General features: G+C 68.2%; 14 protein-coding genes. 3 read left to right on the top strand and 11 right to left on the bottom strand.

Annotated elements, in window-relative coordinates; all coding sequences use genetic code 11:
- From bioA to bioB, 4 genes are read right to left on the bottom strand one after another with little or no spacing between them, the layout of a single operon-like run.
- Positions 1-1,284 carry an adenosylmethionine--8-amino-7-oxononanoate transaminase gene (gene bioA, locus R5H32_RS07015; RefSeq protein WP_318337977.1) on the bottom strand — a complete coding sequence of 428 codons (1,284 nt, stop codon included), beginning with the start codon at positions 1,282-1,284 and terminating at the stop codon, positions 1-3.
- Positions 1,271-1,912 carry a dethiobiotin synthase gene (gene bioD, locus R5H32_RS07010; protein WP_318337976.1) on the bottom strand — a complete coding sequence of 214 codons (642 nt, stop codon included), beginning with the start codon at positions 1,910-1,912 and terminating at the stop codon, positions 1,271-1,273. Before bioD ends, bioA begins: the two co-directional genes overlap by 14 nt.
- Positions 1,909-3,048, bottom strand: a complete 1,140-nt coding sequence (locus R5H32_RS07005) for an 8-amino-7-oxononanoate synthase (protein ID WP_318337975.1) — start codon at positions 3,046-3,048, stop codon at positions 1,909-1,911. Before R5H32_RS07005 ends, bioD begins: the two co-directional genes overlap by 4 nt.
- A complete protein-coding gene (bioB, locus tag R5H32_RS07000) occupies positions 3,045-4,022 on the bottom strand; it encodes a biotin synthase BioB (protein WP_318338243.1) in 978 nt (325 codons plus the stop codon). Before bioB ends, R5H32_RS07005 begins: the two co-directional genes overlap by 4 nt.
- A 244-nt stretch (positions 4,023-4,266) precedes the next feature.
- On the opposite strand from bioB, the gene nadA reads away from it, so the two are divergent.
- Genes nadA through nadC form a run of 3 tightly spaced genes read left to right on the top strand, consistent with a single transcriptional unit; the run spans position 4,267 to position 7,709 of the window.
- Positions 4,267-5,298, top strand: a complete 1,032-nt coding sequence (gene nadA / locus R5H32_RS06995) for a quinolinate synthase NadA (protein ID WP_318337974.1) — start codon at positions 4,267-4,269, stop codon at positions 5,296-5,298.
- A 6-nt stretch (positions 5,299-5,304) separates the two neighbouring features.
- A complete protein-coding gene (locus R5H32_RS06990) occupies positions 5,305-6,870 on the top strand; it encodes an L-aspartate oxidase (RefSeq protein ID WP_318337973.1) in 1,566 nt (521 codons plus the stop codon).
- Positions 6,867-7,709, top strand: coding sequence for a carboxylating nicotinate-nucleotide diphosphorylase (nadC, locus tag R5H32_RS06985; protein ID WP_318337972.1), 843 nt, complete (start codon positions 6,867-6,869; stop codon positions 7,707-7,709). The genes R5H32_RS06990 and nadC overlap by 4 nt, the downstream gene beginning before the upstream one ends.
- 3 nt (positions 7,710-7,712) lie before the next feature.
- On the opposite strand, the gene R5H32_RS06980 is transcribed toward nadC, so the two are convergent.
- The 7 genes from R5H32_RS06980 to R5H32_RS06950 form a co-directional block, all read right to left on the bottom strand.
- Positions 7,713-9,722: a hydantoinase/oxoprolinase family protein gene (locus tag R5H32_RS06980; RefSeq protein ID WP_318337971.1), complete on the bottom strand. Its 2,010-nt coding sequence runs from the start codon at positions 9,720-9,722 to the stop codon at positions 7,713-7,715.
- Between the two features lie 9 nt (positions 9,723-9,731).
- A complete protein-coding gene (locus R5H32_RS06975) occupies positions 9,732-11,348 on the bottom strand; it encodes a GMC family oxidoreductase (RefSeq protein WP_318337970.1) in 1,617 nt (538 codons plus the stop codon).
- 88 nt (positions 11,349-11,436) lie between these two features.
- On the bottom strand, positions 11,437-12,336 hold the full coding sequence (locus tag R5H32_RS06970; RefSeq protein WP_318337969.1) for an NAD(P)-dependent oxidoreductase: 900 nt from the start codon (positions 12,334-12,336) through the stop codon (positions 11,437-11,439).
- Positions 12,337-12,356: 20 nt separating this feature from the next.
- Complete coding sequence (locus R5H32_RS06965; protein ID WP_318337968.1) at positions 12,357-13,793, bottom strand: aldehyde dehydrogenase family protein; 1,437 nt, start codon at positions 13,791-13,793, stop codon at positions 12,357-12,359.
- Positions 13,793-15,352: a trimethylamine methyltransferase family protein gene (locus R5H32_RS06960; protein WP_318337967.1), complete on the bottom strand. Its 1,560-nt coding sequence runs from the start codon at positions 15,350-15,352 to the stop codon at positions 13,793-13,795. The genes R5H32_RS06965 and R5H32_RS06960 overlap by 1 nt, the downstream gene beginning before the upstream one ends.
- A gap of 88 nt (positions 15,353-15,440) precedes the next feature.
- A complete protein-coding gene (locus R5H32_RS06955) occupies positions 15,441-17,885 on the bottom strand; it encodes an FAD-dependent oxidoreductase (protein WP_318337966.1) in 2,445 nt (814 codons plus the stop codon).
- Between the two features lie 68 nt (positions 17,886-17,953).
- The gene (locus R5H32_RS06950; RefSeq protein ID WP_318337965.1) at positions 17,954-20,398 is read right to left on the bottom strand and encodes an FAD-dependent oxidoreductase; all 2,445 of its coding nucleotides are present in this window, start codon (positions 20,396-20,398) and stop codon (positions 17,954-17,956) included.
- Positions 20,399-20,489: the final 91 nt, after the last annotated feature.

Raw genomic sequence — 20,489 nt, 5'->3', positions numbered from 1 at the left:
TCAGAGCACCTTCGCGAGCGCCAGCATCCCGCCGGTGATGCGGCTGAGATCGTCGGGCGTCGTGACGAAGGGCGGCATCGCGTAGATGTTGCGCCCGAAGGGACGCAGGAACACGCCCAACTCGCGGCAATGCCCGTGCGCAAGGTCGGCGCTGACCGCATGGTCCATCTCGATCACGCCGATGGCGCCGAGGACGCGCACATCCGCCACGCCCGGCAGCGCGCGGGCCGGCGCAAGCTCGGCCTGCATCTGCGCCTCGATCAAGGCCACCTGCCTCCCCCAGTCGCCGGTCGCCAGCAGATCAAGGCTCGCACAGGCGGCGGCACATGCCAGCGGGTTGGCCATGAAGGTCGGCCCGTGCATGAAAAGCCCCGGCTCGCCGCCGCCGATCACCTCGGCTACAGCGTCCGAGGCGAGCGTCGCCGCGAAGGACATCGTACCGCCGGTCAGCGCCTTGCCGAGGCACAGGATATCCGGCTCGATCCCGGTGAATCCGGTGGCGAAGAGCCGTCCCGCCCGACCGAAGCCGGTTGCGATCTCGTCGAAGATGAGGAGAAGCCCGTGCTCATCGCAGATCGCGCGGGCGCGGTTCAGGTATTCTGGGTGGTAGAAATACATGCCCCCCGCGCCCTGCACGACGGGTTCAAGGATCAGCGCCGCGAGGCGGTCGCGGTTGGCCTCCACCACGCGGGCGAGATCGCCGAGACCGTTCCGCGCGGGATCCTCGTTCCAGTCGTCGCCCAGGCGCAGCGACGGGCGTTCGGCGAAGTGCTGGACCGAGAGCGCGCCACGGAAGAGGTGATGCATGCCGGTGACCGGGTCGCAGACGCTCATCGCCTTCCAGGTGTCGCCGTGATAGCCGCCCCGGATCGTGGCGAACTGGCTGCGTTCGGGCCGCCCGGCGGAATGCTGGTACTGCACCGCCATCTTCATCGCCACCTCGACCGAGACCGAGCCGGAATCGCAATAGAAGATCCGTGTCAGAGACGGCGGCACCATCGCCAGAAGCTTGCGGCCGAGGTCGACCGCCGGGTCATGGGTGAGCCCGCCGAACATCACATGCGGCATCCGGTCGAGCTGGTCGTGCACCGCCTTCATGATCGCCGGGTGGCGGTGGCCGTGGATCACGCTCCACCAGGACGACATCGCGTCGATGAGCTCGGTCCCGTCGTCGAGCGTGATCCGCACGCCCTCCGCGGATTTCGCGAGGAAGGTGGCGCCCGGCTTCACGACGTTGGTGTAGGGATGCCAGAGATGGGCGCGGTCGAATTCAAGCTGCGACATGGCCGAGCCTTTCGCGGATGGCTGCGAGGTCGATGCCTGCTCCGATGCCAGACCGCAGCGTTTCCGCCGTAACAGGGTCTAATCTCGGCAGCCGCCCGAGATGGCGAACCCCGCCGAAATCGCGGATCGTCGCCTCGACAAGGGGTTCCGCGTCACCGACGAAGATCACGCCCAGAACCTCGATCCCTCGCGCCTTCGCGGCTTCGAGCGACAGAAGAGTGTGGTTGATCGTGCCGAGCGCAGTGCGGGCGCAAAGCACCATCGGCGCCGCCCAGTCGGCGAACTGGTCGATCTGGAGAAGCTGCCGGTTCAGGGGCACCATCAATCCGCCCGCGCCCTCGACGACAAGCGGCCCCGCGACTTCGGGCAAGGCAAGCCGCGCCGGGTCGATCGCCACTCTCTCGGCCTCGGCCGAAAGATGCGGCGAGGCGGGGAGCTTCAGCCGGTAGGCCTCGGGCAGGGTCTCGGCGCCGGTGAGGCGGGCCACGACCTCGCTGTCGGTCTCCTCCTCGAGCCCCGATTGCACGGGTTTCCAGTAGCGCGCGGCCAGCGCGCCGGTCAGCCCGGCGGCGACCAGCGTCTTGCCGATGCCGGTATCGGTGCCCGCGACGATGAGTGCGTTCGTCATGCCGGTACCGCCTCCGTAATCTCGGCGAGCGCGGTGAAGAGGTCGGTCACGACCTCGGCGCTGGTGTTGAGGGTGATCGAGATGCGCAGCCGCGAAGTGCCGCGCGGCACCGTGGGCGGGCGGATGCCGCGCACGTCGAAGCCGCGCGCCTGCAGCGCCTCGGCCACCGCCATCGTGCGGCGGTCGTCGCCGAGGATCACCGGCAGGATCTGGCTTTGACAGCCGTCCAGCCCGCAAAGTGTGTGCGCCGCCTCATGCGCGTGGGCGCGCAGCGCCAGCGCCGCCTCGCGCCGCGCCGGGTTTGTCGCGAGGTCACGGAGCGACGCCCGCAGCAGCGCCGCGTTCAGGGGCGACGGCGCGGTCGCGTAGATGAAGCTCCGCGCCTTGTTGATCAGCGTGTCGATAAGCGGCGCCGCGGCCGTCACGAGCCCGCCATGCACCCCGAGCGCCTTGCCGCCGGTATGAAGCGACACCACGTTCTCCCGCCCCGCGACGGCATGGGCGAGCCCGCGTCCATCGGGGCCGAAGAGCCCGGTCGCATGGGCCTCGTCGACGATCAGCATCGCCTCGTGCCCTTCGGCGAGCGCGGCGAGATCGGCGATGGGCGCCAGATCGCCGTCCATCGAATAGACCGCCTCGGCGGCGATCCAGACCTGCCCGGTCCCGCCCTTCCCGCGCCAGTCGCGGATCGCGTCCTCGGCCGCGGTCACGTCGTTATGAGGAAAGCTGCGCGCCTCGGCCCGGCCGAGCCGCATCCCGTCGTGGGCGCTGGCATGGATGAGCGCGTCATGCAGCACGAGGTCGCCATGCTGCGGCAGCGCGGAGAAGATCGCGAGATTGGCGGGAAAGCCGCCGCCGAGATAGAGCGCGCGTTCGGTGCCGAAGAAGGCGGCGGCCTCCGCCTCCAGCGCCTCATGCTCCACGTCGTTGCCGCGCAGGAGCCGCGAGCCGCCCGCGCCGACGGCGACGCCGCGCGCCAGGGCGTCCGCGGCGGCCTGCCGCAGAAGGTCCGACCCCGCCAGCCCGAGATAGTCGTTCGACGCGAAATCGGCGCCCGCACGCGGCATCAGGCGGCGGAGCCGCCCCCGCGCCTCGAGCGCCTCAAGCGCGCGGACCTGCCGCGCAAGGCCGCTCATCTCTGCCCGTCGCACCCCGGCGCCATCGCGGTGATGCCGAGCCGGGCGAAGAGCGCCGCGTCCTTGTCCTCGCCGGGATTGTCGGCGGTCAGCAGCGTGTCGCCGACGAAGATCGAGTTCGCCCCGGCGAAGAAGCACATCGCCTGCATCTCGTCCGACATCTCGGTCCGCCCGGCGGAGAGGCGGACATGGCTCTTCGGCATCAGGATCCGCGCCAGCGCCACGGTGCGGACGAACTCGATCGGGTCGAGCGGCTTGGTTTCTGCGAGCGGCGTGTCGGCGATCGGGATCAGCATGTTGATCGGCACGGAGTCCGGATGGCTCTCCAGCGTCGCGAGGGCCAGCAGCATGTCGATCCGGTCCATCTGCTCCTCGCCCATGCCGATGATGCCGCCGGCGCAGACCTTGATCCCGGCCTCGCGCACGCGGTTGATCGTCTCGATGCGGTCGGCGAAGGTTCGGGTCGTGATGATCTCGGAATAGTAGCGCTCCGAGGTGTCGATATTGTGGTTGTAGTAGTCGAGCCCGGCGCCCTTCAGCTTCAGGACCTGGCCCTCATCGAGCATCCCGAGCGTCATGCAGCTTTCCATGCCGAGCGCCTTCACGCCCTCGACCATCGCCACCAGCGTGTCCATGTCGCGCTGTTTCGGCGAACGCCAGGCGGCCCCCATGCAATAGCGCGTGGCGCCCGCGTCCTTGGCCTTGCGCGCCTCGGCCAGCACCCGCTCCACCTCGATCAGCTTCGAGGCCGAGAGCGTCGCGCCGTTGCGCGCCGACTGGCTGCAATAGGCGCAATCCTCGGCACAGCCGCCGGTCTTGATGCTGAGAAGCTTCGACCGCTGGACCTGGTTCGGGTCGAAATGCTGCCGGTGGATCGTTTGCGCCTGAAACAGCAGGTCGTTGAAGGGCTGGTTGTAGATCCGGTCCGCTTCCTCGCGGGTCCAGTCAGTCCGGATGGTCAGATCGTCGAGCACTGCCGTCTCCCGTTCCTGAGATATCCCGGTGCCGCGCCCGTCACCGATCCCGCCACCGAGCATCGACTAGTCGTTGCGCAAACGCTTTGCAAGTGCGGCGATTCCGGGCGTTCGGCGCCCGTCCGCACCCGCCCGCCCTTGTCGGCGCTAACATCGCATCCGCCTCTGGCACTTCGCGAAACGCTCGTATACGCAACGTCAACGTCGTTTTCCGGGGGGAATTCCATTGCTTGACCTCGCCAACATGCGCGCGACCCTTGCCGATCACTACGACCTCGCGCCCTCGCTCGACCTGGCGGAGTCGCAGCGCCACATCCATGCCCGCATGGACCGGGTTCTGCCCTTCGCCGACTGGGCGATCCACGCACCCTATGTCGCCGCGATCAACCGCCTGAAGAAAGAGCGGAACGCGGTGATTCTCGCGCATAACTACATGACGCCCGACATCTATCACGGCATCGCCGACCATGTCGGCGACAGCCTTCAGCTCGCGATCAAGGCGACCGAGGTCGAGGCCGATGTGATCGTGCAGTGCGGCGTGCATTTCATGGCCGAGACCTCGAAGATCCTCAATCCGTCCAAGACCGTGCTGATGCCCGACATGGCGGCGGGCTGTTCGCTCGCCGAGAGCATCACCGCCGAGGGGGTGGAGGAGATGCGCCGCCGCTATCCCGGCGCGCCGGTCGTCTCCTATGTCAACACCACCGCCGAGGTGAAGGCGGCCTCCGACATCTGTTGCACCTCGGCCAACGCGCTCCAGATCGTCGAGGCGATGGAGGGCGAGACGGTGATCATGACGCCCGACCGCTACCTCGCCCAGAACGTCGCCAACCAGTCCTCGAAGAAGGTCGTGTTCTGGCCCGGCTCCTGCATCGTGCACGAGCTCTACACCGCCGAGGACCTGCGTGCCTACCGGGCGCACGATCCCGAGGTGAAGATCCTCGCCCATCCCGAATGCACCCCCGAGGTCGTGGCCGAGGCCGATTTCACCGGCTCCACCGCCGGGATCATCAAATGGGTGCATGACCACAAGCCCGCGAAGGCGATGCTGGTCACAGAATGCTCGATGGCGACGAACATCTCCGACGAGTTGCCGGAGGTCGATTTTGCCCGTCCCTGCAACATGTGCCCCTACATGAAGAAGATCACGCTGGAGAAGGTGCTCTACGCGCTCCACACCATGACCGGCGAGGTCGAGGTCGAGGCCGGCGTCGCCGCCCGCGCGCGGGTGGCGGTAGAGAAGATGATCGCATTCTCGCGCCAGCTCGGGGTCTGACCTCTGGTGCAACGGATCGCGACCGACCGGGTGATCATCGTCGGCGCCGGGCTTGGCGCGCTGTCGGCGGCGCTCCGGCTCGCGCCGCATCCGGTGGTTCTGATCTCGCCCGAGCGGCTTGGCGAGGGCGCAAGTTCGGCCTGGGCGCAGGGCGGCGTCGCCGCCGCGATGGCGGCGGCCGACACGCCCGAGGCCCATGCCGCCGACACGATCCGCGCCGGGGCCGGGACCGTGGATGCGGGCGTCGCGCATCGAGTCACCGCCGCCGCCCCCGGCCATATCGAAAGCCTTACCCGGCTCGGCGCACCGTTCGACCGCGATGCCTCGGGCGGCTATGTGCTGTCGCGCGAGGCCGCGCACAGTTTCGCCCGCGTGGTCCGCGTCAAGGGCGACCAGGCCGGGGCCGAGATCATGCGGGCACTCGTCGCCGAGGTGCGGCGCGCGGCCTCAGTTCAGGTGCTCGAAGGCGCGATGGCAACGGGGCTTCAGGTGGCGGGCGGAACCGTCACCGGCGTGGTGGTGGAATCCGCCGATCCGGCCGGTTCAGAGCCTGTCTTCATCGCCGCACCCGCCATCCTTCTCGCCGGCGGCGGCTCGGCCGGGCTCTACGCGCTCACCACCAACCCGCCGCGCATACGGGGCCAGGTGATCGGCCTAGCCGCCCGCGCCGGGGCGGCGATCGCGGATGCTGAGTTCGTGCAGTTCCACCCGACCGCGATCGACGCCGGCGAGGATCCCGCACCCCTTGCCACCGAGGCGCTGCGGGGCGAGGGCGCGATCCTGATCAACCGCCACGGCCGCCGCTTCATGGCCGAGATCCACCCCGATGCCGAGCTTGCGCCCCGCGACATCGTTGCCCGCGCGATCCATGCCGAATGGCGTCAGGGCAACCGACCGATGCTCGACACCCGCGCCGCGCTGGGCGCCTCGGTCCTGACCCGCTTTCCTTCCGTCGCCGCCGCCTGCGCCCGCGCCGGGATCGACCCGGTCACGGAGCCGATCCCCGTCGCCGCCGCCGCACATTACCACATGGGCGGCATCGCGACCGATGCCGGGGGCCGCGCCTCGCTCGGCAATCTCTGGGTCTGCGGCGAGGCGGCCTCGACGGGGCTCCACGGCGCCAACCGGCTGGCCTCGAACGGGCTTCTGGAGGCGCTGGTCTATGCCGAGACCTGCGCCGAGGGGATCGCCGCCACCCTTCCCGCCCCCGCCCCCGCCGCGCCCGTCGTGCCCGAGTTCCGGCCCGGCGGCGTGCCCGTCGACTCCGAAGCGATCGCCCGCCTCAGGCAGGTGATGACCGCCGATGTGGGCCTGATCCGCGACGAAAAGGGCCTGCGCGGTGCGCTCGCCACCATCGCCGCGCTCGAGGCCCGACATGGTGACAGCGCCAGCTTCCGCAACATGACCGCCACCGCGACGCTGATCGCCGCCGCCGCGCTGATGCGCGAGGAAAGCCGGGGCGCGCATTTCCGCAGCGACTTCCCGCGCGCCGCCGACGCGGCCCGCCGCTCGCGCCTGACACTCGCCGAGGCAATGGCGCTCCGCGCCCTGCCCGAGAAGGAGCCGACATGACCCCGCTTCCCGACCTGATCATCGAACCCCTCGTCCGCGCCGCGCTGATCGAGGACCTCGGCACCTATGGCGACGTCACGACCCGCGCAGTGATCCCCGCCGGCACCCGTTACACCGCCCGGCTGAACGCCCGCGCGGCGGGCCGCGTCTCGGGGATGCAGGTCGCGGCACTCGCCTTCCGCCTGGTCGATCCGGCGCTCACCGTCACCACGAAGGTTCCCGACGGTGCGGGTTGCGCTGCGGGCGACGTTCTGATGGAGATCGCGGGCGATGCCGCCTCGATCCTGATGGGCGAGCGGGTGGCGCTCAATTTCGCCGGGCGTCTCTCGGGCATCGCCAGCCAGACCGCCGACTTCGTGGCCGAGACAAGGGGCACGCGGTCGCGCATCACCTGCACCCGCAAGACGACACCCGGCCTGCGCCTCGTCGAGAAGCAGGCGGTGCTGCATGGCGGCGGCTTCAACCACCGCTTCTCGCTGTCCGACGCGATCCTGATCAAGGACAACCACATCGCTGCCGCCGGTGGCATCGCGCCCGCGCTCACGGCGGCGAAAGCCAGCGCCTCGCACATGATGCGGGTGGAGATCGAGGTCGACCGGCTCGACCAGCTCGCCGAGGTGCTGAAGGTCGGCGGTGCCGACGCGGTCCTCCTCGACAACATGGAGACCCAGACGCTTTCCGAGGCGGTCAGGATGGTTGCCGGGCGGCTGATCACCGAGGCCTCGGGCAACATGGCGCTCGGCCGCATCGCCGAGGTCGCGGCGACGGGCGTCGATTACATCTCGGTCGGCGCGCTCACCCATTCGGCGCGCACACTCGACCTCGGCCTCGATTTCTGAGCCTCAGCCGACCGCGATCCGCGGCCGGCCCTGCGCGGTGACGCGAAGCCGCGCCTCGATGAACATCGGCTGGCCCTCGATCTCGATCTCGGAAATCTCGCGGTCCACCGTGATCCGCATCTTCTCGACCCCGGCAAGCCGGGCGCGGCCCTCGGCATCCTCGGTCAGCGCGGCTTCGAGCACCGCAAGTGCGGTGTCGCGGTCGTTGAACCGCTTCGGGCCGTCGGTGAGATGGGCCGAAAAAAGACCCGGGCCGGGGCTGGTGACGATGCCTTCCGCATGCATTGCGATCTGGCCGACGACGGCGCCGATCGCGTTCGCCACGCCGGCATGTTCGGGCAGCACCATCCGCGCGCCGATCCTGTCGCCCACCGCGCCGTAATAGGAGGGCGCCGAGGCGCCAAGCCCGATGACGGGAACGGCGAGGCTCGCCTGCACCTGGACCACCCCGGAATGGCGGTCGAGCCCGGCTCGCATCAGCGGGTGCCGCGCAAGCACCTCCGGCGCCTCGACCCAGTCGCGGTGATCCTCTGCGAAGGCGGCCTCCAGCAGGCAGTCGACGGTCTGCGCGGTGAGCTGGTCGATGATCGCCTGCGCGAGCGCCTCCGGCCCCGCCGCGATCCGGTCGCCGCGCCCGTTCCGGCGCCGGGCGAAGAGCGTCACCGCCTTGCGCGCGGCCTCGGCGTCCCAGCTGTCGAGCCGGCCGAGCACATGCGCCGCGTCCGAAGCGGTCACGCCAGCGATCATGACATGGCCGCGCGCCACGAGCCGGTTCAGCGCCGGCAGCTCCAGCCGCGTCCGCACGCAATCGGCCACCCGACGCGGCCCGGCCAGCAGCCGCTCCACCACCGCGCCCTCGCGGCCCGAAAGCCCCTCGGGCGGCGTGTCCCGCCACATCGGGATCGCGAAGCGCCCGTCATGCTCGCCGACCGCATCGAGCGCCAGCCAGCCGTCGAGTGCGTCATGCACCAGCGTCGGATGATCCCGCGCCGCGAGCGAGACCGGCACCAGCCGCCGCGGCCCGAGGCGCAGGCTGGTCACGAGGCCCTCGATCAGATGCACCTCGCTGTCGCCGCCAAGGCCGGTGGTGCGCATCGCCACCGCCTCGACCATTGTGCGGAACTCACCCACCCGCGCGCCCATCGGGTCGATCATCGGCTTGCCATCCTTGAGAAGGCAGACATCCGTCGTCGTGCCGCCGATGTCCGACACCAGAGCGTCGGTCTCGCCCGTGAGCCAGCTCGCCCCGGCGATCGAGGCGGCAGGGCCGGACAGGATCGTCTCGATCGGCCGATCGCGGGCAAGGTCTGCGGAAACCAGTGCGCCGTCGCCGCGCACCACCATCAGCGGCGCGTCGATGCCGAGGCTTTCCATATGCGCCTCGCAGGCATTGATGAGCCGGTCGATCATGCCGATGAGGCGGGCGTTCAGCACGGCCGTGAGCGCCCGGCGCGGGCCGTTCAGACCGGCGGAAAGCTCGCTCGAACAGGTGGCGGGCTTGCCGGTCTTCTCGCGGATCAGGTCACGGGCCGCGTTCTCGTGCGCCGGGTTGCGGGTGGCGAAGCTCGCGGCCACGGCAAAGCCGGTAATGTCGGGGCCGAGGGCGGCGATCTCGGTCTCCAGCCGTGCCAGATCGAGCGGTGCGACCTCGCCGCCGCCATGGTTGTGACCGCCCGCGAGCCGGATGACCGGGTCGCCCTTCAGCGCCTCGGTCAGGCCGGCGCGGGCAAGTTCGGATTCCTCGAAGCCGATGAAGACCAAAGCCACGCGCCCACCCTGCCCCTCGACCAGCGCGTTGGTCGCGAGCGTGGTCGAAAGCGACACCATCGCGACCTGCGCCGCCTTCACCCCTGCCTTCTCGATCGCCGCGTCGATGGCGCGGCCGACGCCGAGCGAGAGGTCGGGCCGCGTGGTCAGCGACTTCGCCGAGGCGACGACTCGGTCCTCGCGCTCGTCGAGGATCACCGCGTCGGTATAGGTGCCGCCGGTATCGACGCCGAGAAGGTAAGCCATGATCGTCCCCTAGTTACGGCCCGAAAGGATGCGTTCGGCGCCCATCCAGCCCATGAGAATGCTCGGCGCATTGGTATTGCCGCCGATCAGCGTTGGAAAGGCCGAAGCGTCGCAGACCCGGAGCCCCTCGACGCCGCGCACCTTCAGATCCGGGTCCGCCGCCGAGGTCGCGGGGTCCGAGCCGATCCGGACCGTGCAGGACGGATGGAACACGGTGCCCGACCGGGCGCGGAAATCGGCGATGAGCTCGTCGTCGGTCGTGACCTTCGGCCCCGGACGCAGTTCCTCGGCGATGAGCGAGCGCATCGGCTCCTCGGCGGCGATGCGGCGCAGGTATTTCACCGCCGCCAGCATCTCCTTGACGTCGTGGTCGGTGGAGAACGCGTTCGCCACGATCCGCGGGGCGGCGAAAGGATCGGCGGAGTGAAGCGTGATCTCGCCCCGGCTGGTCGGACGGCAGTTCGACAGGCCGATGGAGAGGCCCGAGAACGGGTCGGGCGTCAGGAGCGGCCGCTCGCCCTCGCGCGGGATCAGCGTCGAAAACGCCTGGAAGTAGAGCTGCATGTTCGGGCGCGCGAGCTCAGGCGCGGTGCGGAAGAAGCCGCCGCCGTGGTTGATCGACTTCGCAAGCGGCCCCTTGCCGCCCATGAAGTACTTCATGCCGACGATCATCTTGCCCCACCAGGGCCGCAGGATGTCGTTGTATGTCGGAACGTTCATCCGCCAGGTGTAGTTGACGCCCTGATGGTCGTTGAGGTTCCGTCCGACCTGCGCGTTGTCGGCAACGACCTCAATCCCGTGGCGTTTCAGATCTTCCGCCGGGCCGACGCCCGAGAGCATCAGAAGCTGCGGGCTGTTGATCGCGCCGCCCGCGAGGATGACCTCGGATGCGGCTCTGACCCGGCTCAAAACGCCCTTCCGGGAATACTCGACCCCGACCGCCCGGCGGCCCTCGAAGAGCACGCGGGTCACTTGGGCATGAGTCAGGACGGTCACGTTCGGCCGCTTCATCGCGGGTCTCAGGAAAGCGCGGGCGCTGGAGTTGCGGCGCGCGCCCTTGATCGTCATCTGGTAGACGCCGACGCCTTCCTGCTCCGCCCCGTTGAAATCGGTGTTGCGGGGCAGGCCGGTCGCTTCGGCCGCGCCGATATAGCTCTCGACCAGCGGATGGAGGTCGCGGCCGTTGGCCGAGATGAACAAGGGTCCGCCGGTGCCGCGCAGGTCGTTGCCGCCGGCCTCGTTGTCCTCGATCGCCCGGTAGGCCGCGCGCGCGGCCTCCCAGCCCCATCCCGGTCCGGCCTCGGCTTCCCAATCGTGATAATCGCTCTCATGGCCCCGGATCCAGACCATCGCGTTGATCGAGCTCGACCCGCCGAGGATCTTGCCGCGCGGCCAGAAATCGCGGTTCCCGGCAAGGCCCGGATCGGGCTCGGTCCGGTACATCCAGTTCACCGCCGGATCGAAGAAGAGCTTGCCGTAGCCCAGGGGCAGATGGACATAGAAGCGCCGGTCGGTTCCGCCCGCCTCCAGCACCAGAACCTTGTATCGGCCATTGGCCGAAAGCCGCTCCGCAAGAACGCAGCCCGCAGACCCCGCGCCGACGATGATGTAGTCGTATCCGTCCATTTCGCCCTCATGAAAAAGCGCCCCGCCCTGATGCCTCAGGCAGGGCGCCTCGTCACTCCGTTCCGCGACGGAATGCGTCGTTTCGGGACTATTCCAGCCGCGCCGGGAATCCCGGAGCCCGCAGATCGGTGCCGAGCTGGTCTTCAAGAAGCTTGGCGATCATAGGCGACTGCGCGTCGCCGCCATAGGCCGCCTTTGCCGCGACATAGGTCTGGTTGGTCATCGAGGCGAGCTCCAGCGGCACGCCGAACTCCTTGCCGAAGTTCAGCGCGAAACCGAGATCCTTGAGCGCGAGGTCGATGTTGAAGGCAATGTCGTAGGAACCGTTGAGGATCAGGGCACCTTCCGTCTCATGGACGAAGGAATTGCCCGACGACGCCGCGATGGCGTGCCAGGCCTGGCCGAGATCGAGCCCGCCGCGCTTTGCGAGCATCAGCGCCTCGCCGCAGGCCTTGAGGTGGATGAAGGCCAGCATGTTGGTGATGACCTTGATGATCGAGGAGGAGCCCAGGGGCCCCATGTGGAAGACGCGGTTGCCCATCGCCTCGAAGGCCTTCCAGTGCAGGTCCACGATCTCCTTGTCGCCGCCCGGCAGCATGGTGATCTCGCCCCGATAGGCGAGGTGGACGCCGCCGGTCACCGGAAGCTCCAGCATGTGGATGCCGTGGGCCTCGGCAACCTTGGCGAAGGCCAGCACGTCGTCGCGGCCAAGCGTCGACATCTCGATCCAGGTCGCCCCCTTCTTCATCTTGGGCAGAATCTGCGCCAGCACCTTTTCGGTGACTGCCGGCGACGGCAGGCAGGTGATGACGTGATCGACCGAGGCCGCGACCTCCTCGGCGCTGTCCGCCCAGGTCGCGCCCGCCGCGATCAGGGGTTCGGCCAGTTCCTTCTTGAGGTCCGTGACCGTGACCTTGAAGCCCGCCTTCAGAAGGCAGTCCGCGCAGGCCGCCCCGAGATTGCCGAGGCCGATGTAACCGTAATGCATGGAGAGTCTCCCTTGGCGCCTCAGGCGCCGTATCCGATGATGCCCTTCGTCTCGCAGAAGTCGTGGATGCCCCAGTCGGCATATTCACGGCCATTGCCAGATTGCTTGTAACCGCCGAACGGGGCGAAGGTGTCCCAGTCGGGGTAGTTGATCTGCACCTGCCCGGTGCGCAGGCGCCGCGCCACCGCGCGGGCCTCGGTGATCTCGCCCTGCACATAGCCGCCGAGACCGTAGACGCTGTCATTGGCCATCGCGACGGCCTCGTCCACGCTGTCATAGGGCATGATCGCGAGCACGGGCCCGAAGATCTCCTCGCGCGCGATGGTCATGCCGGGGGTGACATTGCCGAACACGGTCGGGCGCACAAAATGGCCCCGGTTGAGGCCGTCCGGCCGGCCGAGCCCGCCCGCGACCAGAACCGCGCCCTCGTCGATGCCGGTCTGGATCAGCCCCTGGATCTTCTCGTACTGCACCCCGCTGACGACGGGACCGAGCGCCACCGCCGCATCACTCGGGTCGCCGACGCGGAGGCTCGCGGCCTTCGCCCCGGCAATGCCCAGCGCCGACTCATGCGCCGCGCGCTGCACGAACATCCGCGTCGGCGCATCGCAGCTCTGGCCGGTGTTCGCCATGCAGGCCTCGACGCCGCCCTCGACCGCCGCCTTCAGATCGGCTGAGGCGAGGATGATGTTGGCCGACTTGCCGCCCAGTTCCTGCGCCACCCGCTTGACCGTCGGCGCGGCGGCCTGCGCCACGAGGATCCCGGCCCGGGTCGAGCCTGTGAAGGAGACCATGTCGACCTCGGGATGCGACGAAAGCCGCGCACCCACGCCCGGCCCGTCGCCGTTCACGAGGTTGAAGACCCCGGCCGGAACGCCCGCCGCATCCATGATCTCGGCGAAGATGAGCCCCGACAGCGGCGCGATCTCGGAGGGCTTCAGGACCATCGTGCAGCCCGCCGCGAGCGCCGGAGCGACCTTGCAGACGATCTGGTTCATCGGCCAGTTCCAGGGCGTGATCAGCCCCACCACCCCGATCGCCTCGCGCTGAATGAGCGTGGTGCCGCGCAGCTCCTCCCAGGGGAAGCGCTCGGCCGCGTCGATGGTGGCGGCGAGATGCACGTCGCCCGCCCAGACCTGCGCCTCGCGGGAAAAGCCGATCGGCGCCCCCATCTCGACCGACATCGCCTGCGCGAGATCCTCGGCGCGGTCGAGATAGACCTCGCGCACCCGCTTCAGGAGCGCGACGCGTTCGGAGGCGGGCTTGGCCGAGAAGGCCGGAAACGCCGCCCGTGCCGCAAGGATCGCCCGGTCGGCATCCTCCGCCGTGCCGATGGCGACCTCGCCCACGATCTCCTCGGTCGCCGGGTTCTCGACCGGCATGGTTCTCGCCCCGGCGCCCGGACCGACCCAGGCGCCATTGATGTAGAACTGCCCCAGACGCGCAAGAACAGACACTATTTCAGCCCGAAATAGATGTTGTAGTCCTTGCGGATCGCCGCATCGAGCTGTGGGTCGACCTGGATCCCGGCCTTCGACAGGATCTCGTTCTTGCGCGCGATCGCCTTGTCGAGAAGCATCGGCCGGTCGGCCTCGACCCATTCCTTCGGGCTCATCCGGTTGCCGAGCGTCGGGTAGACGTATTCCGTCTGCATGAGCTGAAGCGTTTGGTCCGAGCCGAGGTAATGGCCGGGGCCGCCAAGGCACACCGCCTTCATCGCCTCGATCGAGGTCGAGTCCTCGGTCACGTCGATGCCGCGCACGGTGCGCAGCACCTGGCCGAGGATATCGTCGCCAAGCACGAGGCTTTCGAGACAGAAGCCGAGAAGCGAGGCATGCATCCCCACCGATTCATAGACCATGTTGAGGCCCGAAAGCCCGGCCAGCACGTTGGTGATGCCCTGCTCCCAGCCCGCCTGCATGTCCGGCAGCTTGGCATCCGAGATCCCCGCCGCCGCCCCGCCGGGGAGGTTGTAGAACTTGTGCATCTGCGAGCAACCGGCCGTCAGCAGCGCCTGCTCTGCCGAGCCGCCCGACATCGCCCCGGTACGCAGGTCCGAGACGAAGGGCCAGGTGCCGAAGATCGCCGGATGGCCCGGCTTCATCGCGTTGACGTAGACGACGCCCGCAAGGCATTCCGCCACCGCCTGCACGATGGCGAGTGCGATCGGCGCCGGTGCGGTCGCGCCCGCCTGCCCGGCCGACAGGAGGAGAACCGGCATCCCGGCGCGGATGCAGTGCTCCATCGCCACGCAGCTCTCCTCGGCGAACTTCATCGGCGGCACGACGAAGCAGTTGGAGTTCGAGATGAAGGGCCGCGCCCGCCAGGCCTCCTCGCCGCCCGCGAGCCGGTGAATGAGACCCATGCAGGGCTCGACATGGCTCGGGTCGGAGAAGGACGTGCCGATATGCTTGGTCGTCGCCGAGACGCAGGCATAGACCGTGTTGAGGTCCATCTCGAGATTGTCGAGCACGTCCCGGCAGACCATCGCCCGCTGGAAGAAATGCACGTTGTCGAGATTGTGGGTGATCCGCGCCGCGTCGAAGAGGTCCTGCGCGGTCGAATCGCGATAGGTGTTGGTCTCCAGATCGACGATGTGAACCGCCGCCCCGGCGGTGCCGAAATGCACGTTGGTCCCGCTCAGATGCAGGTCGTGCTTCGGATCGCGGCCGCAGAGCGTGATGTCGCGCGCCGCCTTCGCCAGCATGTCCTCGACCAGCGCGCGCGGGAACCGGAGCCGCCCGTCATCGCCCTGTATCGCGCCAGCCTTTGTCATGATCTCGACGCCGGATGCCGGCGCCTGTGAAAGCCCGATCACTTCCAGCGCGTCGAGCGCCGCCTGATGGATCTTCGCCATCCCCGCTTCGGTCAGGGGCTTGTATTGCCCGCCCGGCAGTCCGGCCCGGATCGGCCGCATACCCTCGGCCAGGGGCGCCGCCCGCGCTGCCCGGCGCGCCTCGCGCCCGCCGGCCCGTGCCGCCCGCCGCGGTTCGCAATTCGTGGATTCATCAGACATTGCCGTCTCTCCTGAAATGCCAATGGGCATCTTCTTTTCAGAAATATCCTCGGGGGGTCCGGGGGGCAGACGGCCCCCCGGCGCTCACTCACATGCGCACGCGTTCCGATTTCGGGTCATACATCGGCGCCAGCGACGCCTCCGCCTTCACCCGCCGCCCGGCCACCTCGACCTCATAGGCCGATCCCAGCACGTCCGCGGCCGTCTCGCCCTTGCAGGGCACATAGCCCATGCCGATCGCGGCACCGAGATGGTGGCCATAGGCGCCCGACGACAGATAGCTCACGATCTTGCCGTCACGGATCAGCGGCTCGTTGTGATAGACCATCACCCCGGGATCGGAGAGCCTGAACTGCACCAGTCGCTTCTCGAGCCCCGCCTCCTTCTTCCGCAAGACCGCGTCGCGGCCGATGAAATCGGGCTTCGTGGTCTTCACGGCGAAGCCGAGACCCGCCTCCAGCACATGGTCCTCGCAGGTGATGTCATGGCCGAAATGCCGGAATGCCTTCTCGATCCGGCAAGAATCCATCATGTGCATGCCGCAGAGCTTCAGCCCCATGCCCTGACCAGCTTCCCAGAGCGTCTCGAAGACATGGCCGCACATGTCGGACGAGACATAGACCTCCCAGCCGAGCTCGCCGACATAGGACACGCGATGCGCCCGCGCGAGGCCCATGCCGATCTCGATCTCCTGCGCGGTGCCGAAGGGGTTCGCCCCGTTCGAGAAGTCGTTCGGGCTCACCGCCTGCATCAACTTGCGCGCGTTCGGCCCCATCACCGCCAGCACGCCCTCGCCCGCCGTCACATCGGTGAGGACGACGTTGAACGCGCCGATATGCCGGCGCATCCAGACCTGGTCCTTGAGCCGCGTCACGGCCGGCGTCACCACCAGATAGGCGGTCTCGGAGAGCCGCGTCACGGTCACGTCGGCCTCGATCCCGCCCGTCCTGTTCAGGAACTGGGTATAGACGATCTTGCCGGGCGCCACCGACATGTCCGCGCCCGAGATATGGTTGAGATAGGCCTCGGCATCGCGCCCCTCGACCCGGATCTTGCCGAAGGACGACATGTCGTACATGCCGACATTGGTCCTGACCGCCCTGTGCTCGGCGGCCTGGTTGGAAAACCAGTTCTGCGGCCCCCAGCTGTACTGGTAGTCCCGCTCCTGGCCCTCGTTCGCGAACCAGTTCGCCCGCTCCCAGCCGCCGATCTCGCCGAAGACCGCGCCGTTGGCCTCCAGATGCCCGTGGAACGGCGTCCGCCGCACCCCGCGCGCGGTGGCCTTCTGGCGGTAGGGATAGTGATCGGCGTAAAGCAGGCCCAGCGTCTCCTTCGAGCGTTCGAAAAGATAGTGCCGGTTGCCCTGGAAGGGCTGGTTGCGGCCGACATCGACATCGCCGAGATCGAACGGCTTCTCGCCCGTCTCCATCCACTGCGCGAGCGCCATGCCCGCGCCGCCGGCCGACTGGATGCCGATCGAGTTGAATCCGGCCGCGACCCAGTAATTGTCGACCTCAAGCGAGAGCCCGAGATTATAGGCGTCGTCCGGCGTGAAGCTCTCCGGCCCGTTGAAGAACGTATGGATCCCTGCCTCGGCCAGCATCGGCAGCCGGTTCACCGCGCGTTCGAGAATCGGCTCGAAATGGTCGAAATCCTCGGGCAACTGGTCGAAGCAGAAATCCTCCGGGATGCCGTTCATGCCCCAGGGTTTCGCATTCGGCTCGAAGGCGCCGAGCAGGTACTTGCCCGCATCCTCCTTGTAATAGGCGCATTCGTCCGGCACCCGCAGCACCGGCATCTGCGTCAGGCCCGGGATCGGCTCGGTCACGATGTAGAAATGCTCGCAAGCGTGCAACGGCACGTTGACGCCTGCCATGCGGCCGACCTCATGGCCCCACATGCCGGCGCAGTTGACGACATGCTCGGCCTCGATCGTGCCCTTTTCGCCCCCCTGCTCCCACGAGACCGACTTAGCCCGACGGCCCTCGACCGCGATGCCCGTCACCTTCACGCCCTCGGCCACGACCGCGCCGCGCTGGCGGGCGCCCTTGGCCAAGGCCAGAGCGATGTTCGCCGGATCGCCCTGCCCGTCCGTCGGCAGCCAGACGCCCGCCTTCACGCCCTCGATGTTGAGATGCGGATAGCGCTCCTTCACCTCCTGGGGCGAGATCTCCTCCACCGGCACGCCGAAGGCCCGCGCCATCGAGGCGCCGCGATAAAGCTCCTCTTTCCGCGCCTCGGTCAGCGCCACCGAGATCGAGCCCACCTGCTTCATCCCGGTCGCCAGTCCCGTCTCCGCCTCGAGCCCGCGATAGAGATCGGCGGAATACTTGGCGAGCCGCGTCATGTTGGCCGAGGCGCGGAGCTGGCCGATCAGCCCCGCCGCATGCCAGGTCGTGCCACAGGTGAGCTGCTTGCGCTCCAGAAGCACCACGTCCTTCCAGCCGAGCTTGGTCAGGTGATAGGCGACCGAACACCCGACCACGCCCCCTCCGACGATCACGACCCGAGCTTTTTTAGGCAGGTTAGTCACTGTTCTGACCCTTCATCTTGCTGAAAATATCCTGGGGGTCCGGGGGTGAAACCCCCGGCCTCCGCCCGTCACGCGCGGATCCGCGCGTTCTCCGGATCCCAGAGCGGCTGGTCTTCCTCGACCACCGCGCGGCACCGCTCGCCGTAGATCTCGACCTCGATCTCGGTGCCGGGCACCGCGAGATCGGCCCGCAGCATCCCGAGCGCGATCGACTTGCCGACCCGGTAGCCCCAGGCGCCCGACGTGGTCTCGCCCACGACCTGGCCATCGTGCCAGAGCGTCGACATGTAGGGCGCATCCGCCTCGCCGGCCTCGACGGTCAGCGTCACGAACCGCTTCTTCGACCCTTGCTGCTTCTCGGCCAGAAGGGCTGCCTTGCCGGGGAAGTCCTGCGGCTTGTCGAACTTGACGAACCGTTCCAGCCCGCCTTCCAAGAGCGAGTAATCGGTAGAGAGATCGCCCTTCCAGGCCCGGTAGCCCTTCTCGATGCGAAGCGCGTTCAGCGCCCACATGCCGAAGGGCTTCGAACCGGCGCCGAGCACCGCGTCATAGATCGCCGGCATGTCGGCGACCTTGGCGTGAACCTCCCAGCCAAGCTCGCCCGCGAAGCTCACCCGCGCCAGCATCGCCGGCTTGCCCGCAACGGTACCGGTCTGGATCGACAGCCAGGGCAGCTTCAGATCCGCCTCGCCGATCGCTGCGAAGAGGTCGCGCGCTTTCGGCCCGGTGACGATCAGCGTGTCATATTCGGTGGTGTGGTCGGTCAGCGTCAGGCCCGCCGCGAGGTTCTTTTTCAGATGCTCGCCGTCATGCCACTGGGCGGTGGCCGCGGTGATCAGCGTGAATTCCTCCTCGCCGTGGCGCAGGATCGACATCTCGGTCAGGATCCGGCCGCGATTGTCGGGGAAATAGCCGAGGTTCATGCGCCCGACCTTCGGCAAACCGCCCGAGATCATGCCTCGCAGCCAGTCGGCCGCGCCCGCCCCGGAGAGGTTGAAGCGCGAGAAGCCCGGCAGGTCGAGCACGCCGACCCCGTCGCGCACCGCCTCGCATTCTTCCTTGATCCGCTGTTCCCACGGACCCGAGCGGCCCCAGGTATGCGTCGCCTCCTCCGAGGTGTCGTCGCCGGGCTTGGCGAACCAGGTCGCGCGTTCCCAGCCGTTGTAGACCCCGAACTGTCCGCCAAGCGCCTTCACCTTGTCATGCACCGGCGATAGCTTGCGGTCCGGCGCGGTGGGCCAGCGGTGCCAGGGGAAATGCATCGCGTATTCGTGGCCGTAGGTCTCCATGCCCTTGGCGATGCAGTAGTCGCGGTCGGTGTAGTCGGTGTAGCGGCGCGGATCGACCGCCCACATGTCCCATTCGGTCGCGCCTTCGGTGATCCATTCCGCCATCACCTTGCCCGCGCCGCCCGACTGGGCGATGCCGAAGGTAAACACGCAGGCCTCGAAGGCGTTCGGCACGCCCGGCATCGGCCCCATCAGCGGCAGACCGTCCGGCGCATAGGGAATCGGGCCGTTGATGACCCGGCTGATGCCCGAGGAGCCGAGGAGCGGCACCCGCGCCATCGCGTCCTCGATATACCATTCCAGCCGGTCGAGATCGTCCGGGTAGAGCTGGAACGAGAAATCCTCCGGGAACGGGTCGTTCGGCGTCACCCAATGCGCCTTGCAGTTGCGCTCATAAGGCCCAAGGTTGAAGCCGGTCTTCTCCTGACGCAGGTAGTAGGAGGTGTCGACGTCGCGCAGGAGCGGCAGCTTGCGGCCGTTCTCCTTCGACCAGGCCTCGAGCTCGGCCACCGGCTCCGAGAGCAGGTACTGGTGGCTCATCACCATCATCGGCACGGTGCGCCCGCCATAGGGCTTGAACCATTCGCCGACCTTCTGGGCGTAGTAGCCGGCGGCGTTGACGACGTATTCGCAGCGGATGTCGCCCTTCTCGGTATGGATGATCCATTCGCCGTTCTCGCGGCTCACGCCCGTCGCCGGGGTGAAGCGCAGGATCGTCGCGCCGAGGTCGCGGGCGCCCTTGGCCAGCGCCTGCGTCAGCTGCGCGGGGTCGATGTCGCCGTCGGTCGGATCGTAGAGCGCGCCTTTCAGGTCATGCAATTCGATGAACGGATACTTGCCCTGGATCTCGTCCACCCCGAGCATCTCCATGTCGATGCCCTGGTAGCGGCCCATGCCCTTCGCGCGCTCGAATTCCTGCATCCGCTCGTTGGAATGGGCAAGCCGGATCGAGCCGGTGACGTGGTAGTTCATCGGATAGTCGACCGCCTCGCCGAGGCCGCGGTAGAGCTCGGTCGAATAGCGCTGCATGTTCATGATCGACCAGGAGGTCGAGAAGGTCGGCACGTTGCCCGCCGCGTGCCAGGTCGATCCGGCGGTCAGCTCGTTCTTCTCCAGCAGCACGCATTCGGTCCAGCCGGCCTTGGCCAGATGATAGAGGGTCGAGACGCCGACGGCGCCGCCCCCGATGATGACCACACGCGCTGTCGTCGGAATCTCGGCCATGACGCCCCCCAAGTGATTTGCGGCCGGAGTATCGGGGCAGTTCGTTCCGCTTTCAATTCGTCAGGTGTCGTATTATTGATCGGAATGGCCG

Origin of the sequence: Defluviimonas sp. D31, assembly GCF_033436765.1 — a bacterium.
In the GTDB taxonomy this organism is placed as follows: Bacteria; Pseudomonadota; Alphaproteobacteria; order Rhodobacterales; family Rhodobacteraceae; genus Albidovulum.
The sequence above is the reverse complement of the archived record's forward strand: the minus strand, read 5'-3'. Positions and strand labels throughout refer to the sequence as shown.

Coding starts and splice junctions, on each gene's coding strand:
- nadA (WP_318337974.1), top strand. CDS start 4,267: ATGCGCGCGACCCTTGCCGATCACTACGACCTCGCGCCCTCGCTCGAC.
- R5H32_RS06960 (WP_318337967.1), bottom strand. CDS start 15,352: ATGTCTGATGAATCCACGAATTGCGAACCGCGGCGGGCGGCACGGGCC.
- R5H32_RS06970 (WP_318337969.1), bottom strand. CDS start 12,336: ATGCATTACGGTTACATCGGCCTCGGCAATCTCGGGGCGGCCTGCGCG.
- bioA (WP_318337977.1), bottom strand. CDS start 1,284: ATGTCGCAGCTTGAATTCGACCGCGCCCATCTCTGGCATCCCTACACC.
- R5H32_RS07005 (WP_318337975.1), bottom strand. CDS start 3,048: ATGAGCGGCCTTGCGCGGCAGGTCCGCGCGCTTGAGGCGCTCGAGGCG.
- R5H32_RS06950 (WP_318337965.1), bottom strand. CDS start 20,398: ATGGCCGAGATTCCGACGACAGCGCGTGTGGTCATCATCGGGGGCGGC.
- R5H32_RS06980 (WP_318337971.1), bottom strand. CDS start 9,722: ATGGCTTACCTTCTCGGCGTCGATACCGGCGGCACCTATACCGACGCG.
- nadC (WP_318337972.1), top strand. CDS start 6,867: ATGACCCCGCTTCCCGACCTGATCATCGAACCCCTCGTCCGCGCCGCG.
- bioD (WP_318337976.1), bottom strand. CDS start 1,912: ATGACGAACGCACTCATCGTCGCGGGCACCGATACCGGCATCGGCAAG.
- R5H32_RS06975 (WP_318337970.1), bottom strand. CDS start 11,348: ATGGACGGATACGACTACATCATCGTCGGCGCGGGGTCTGCGGGCTGC.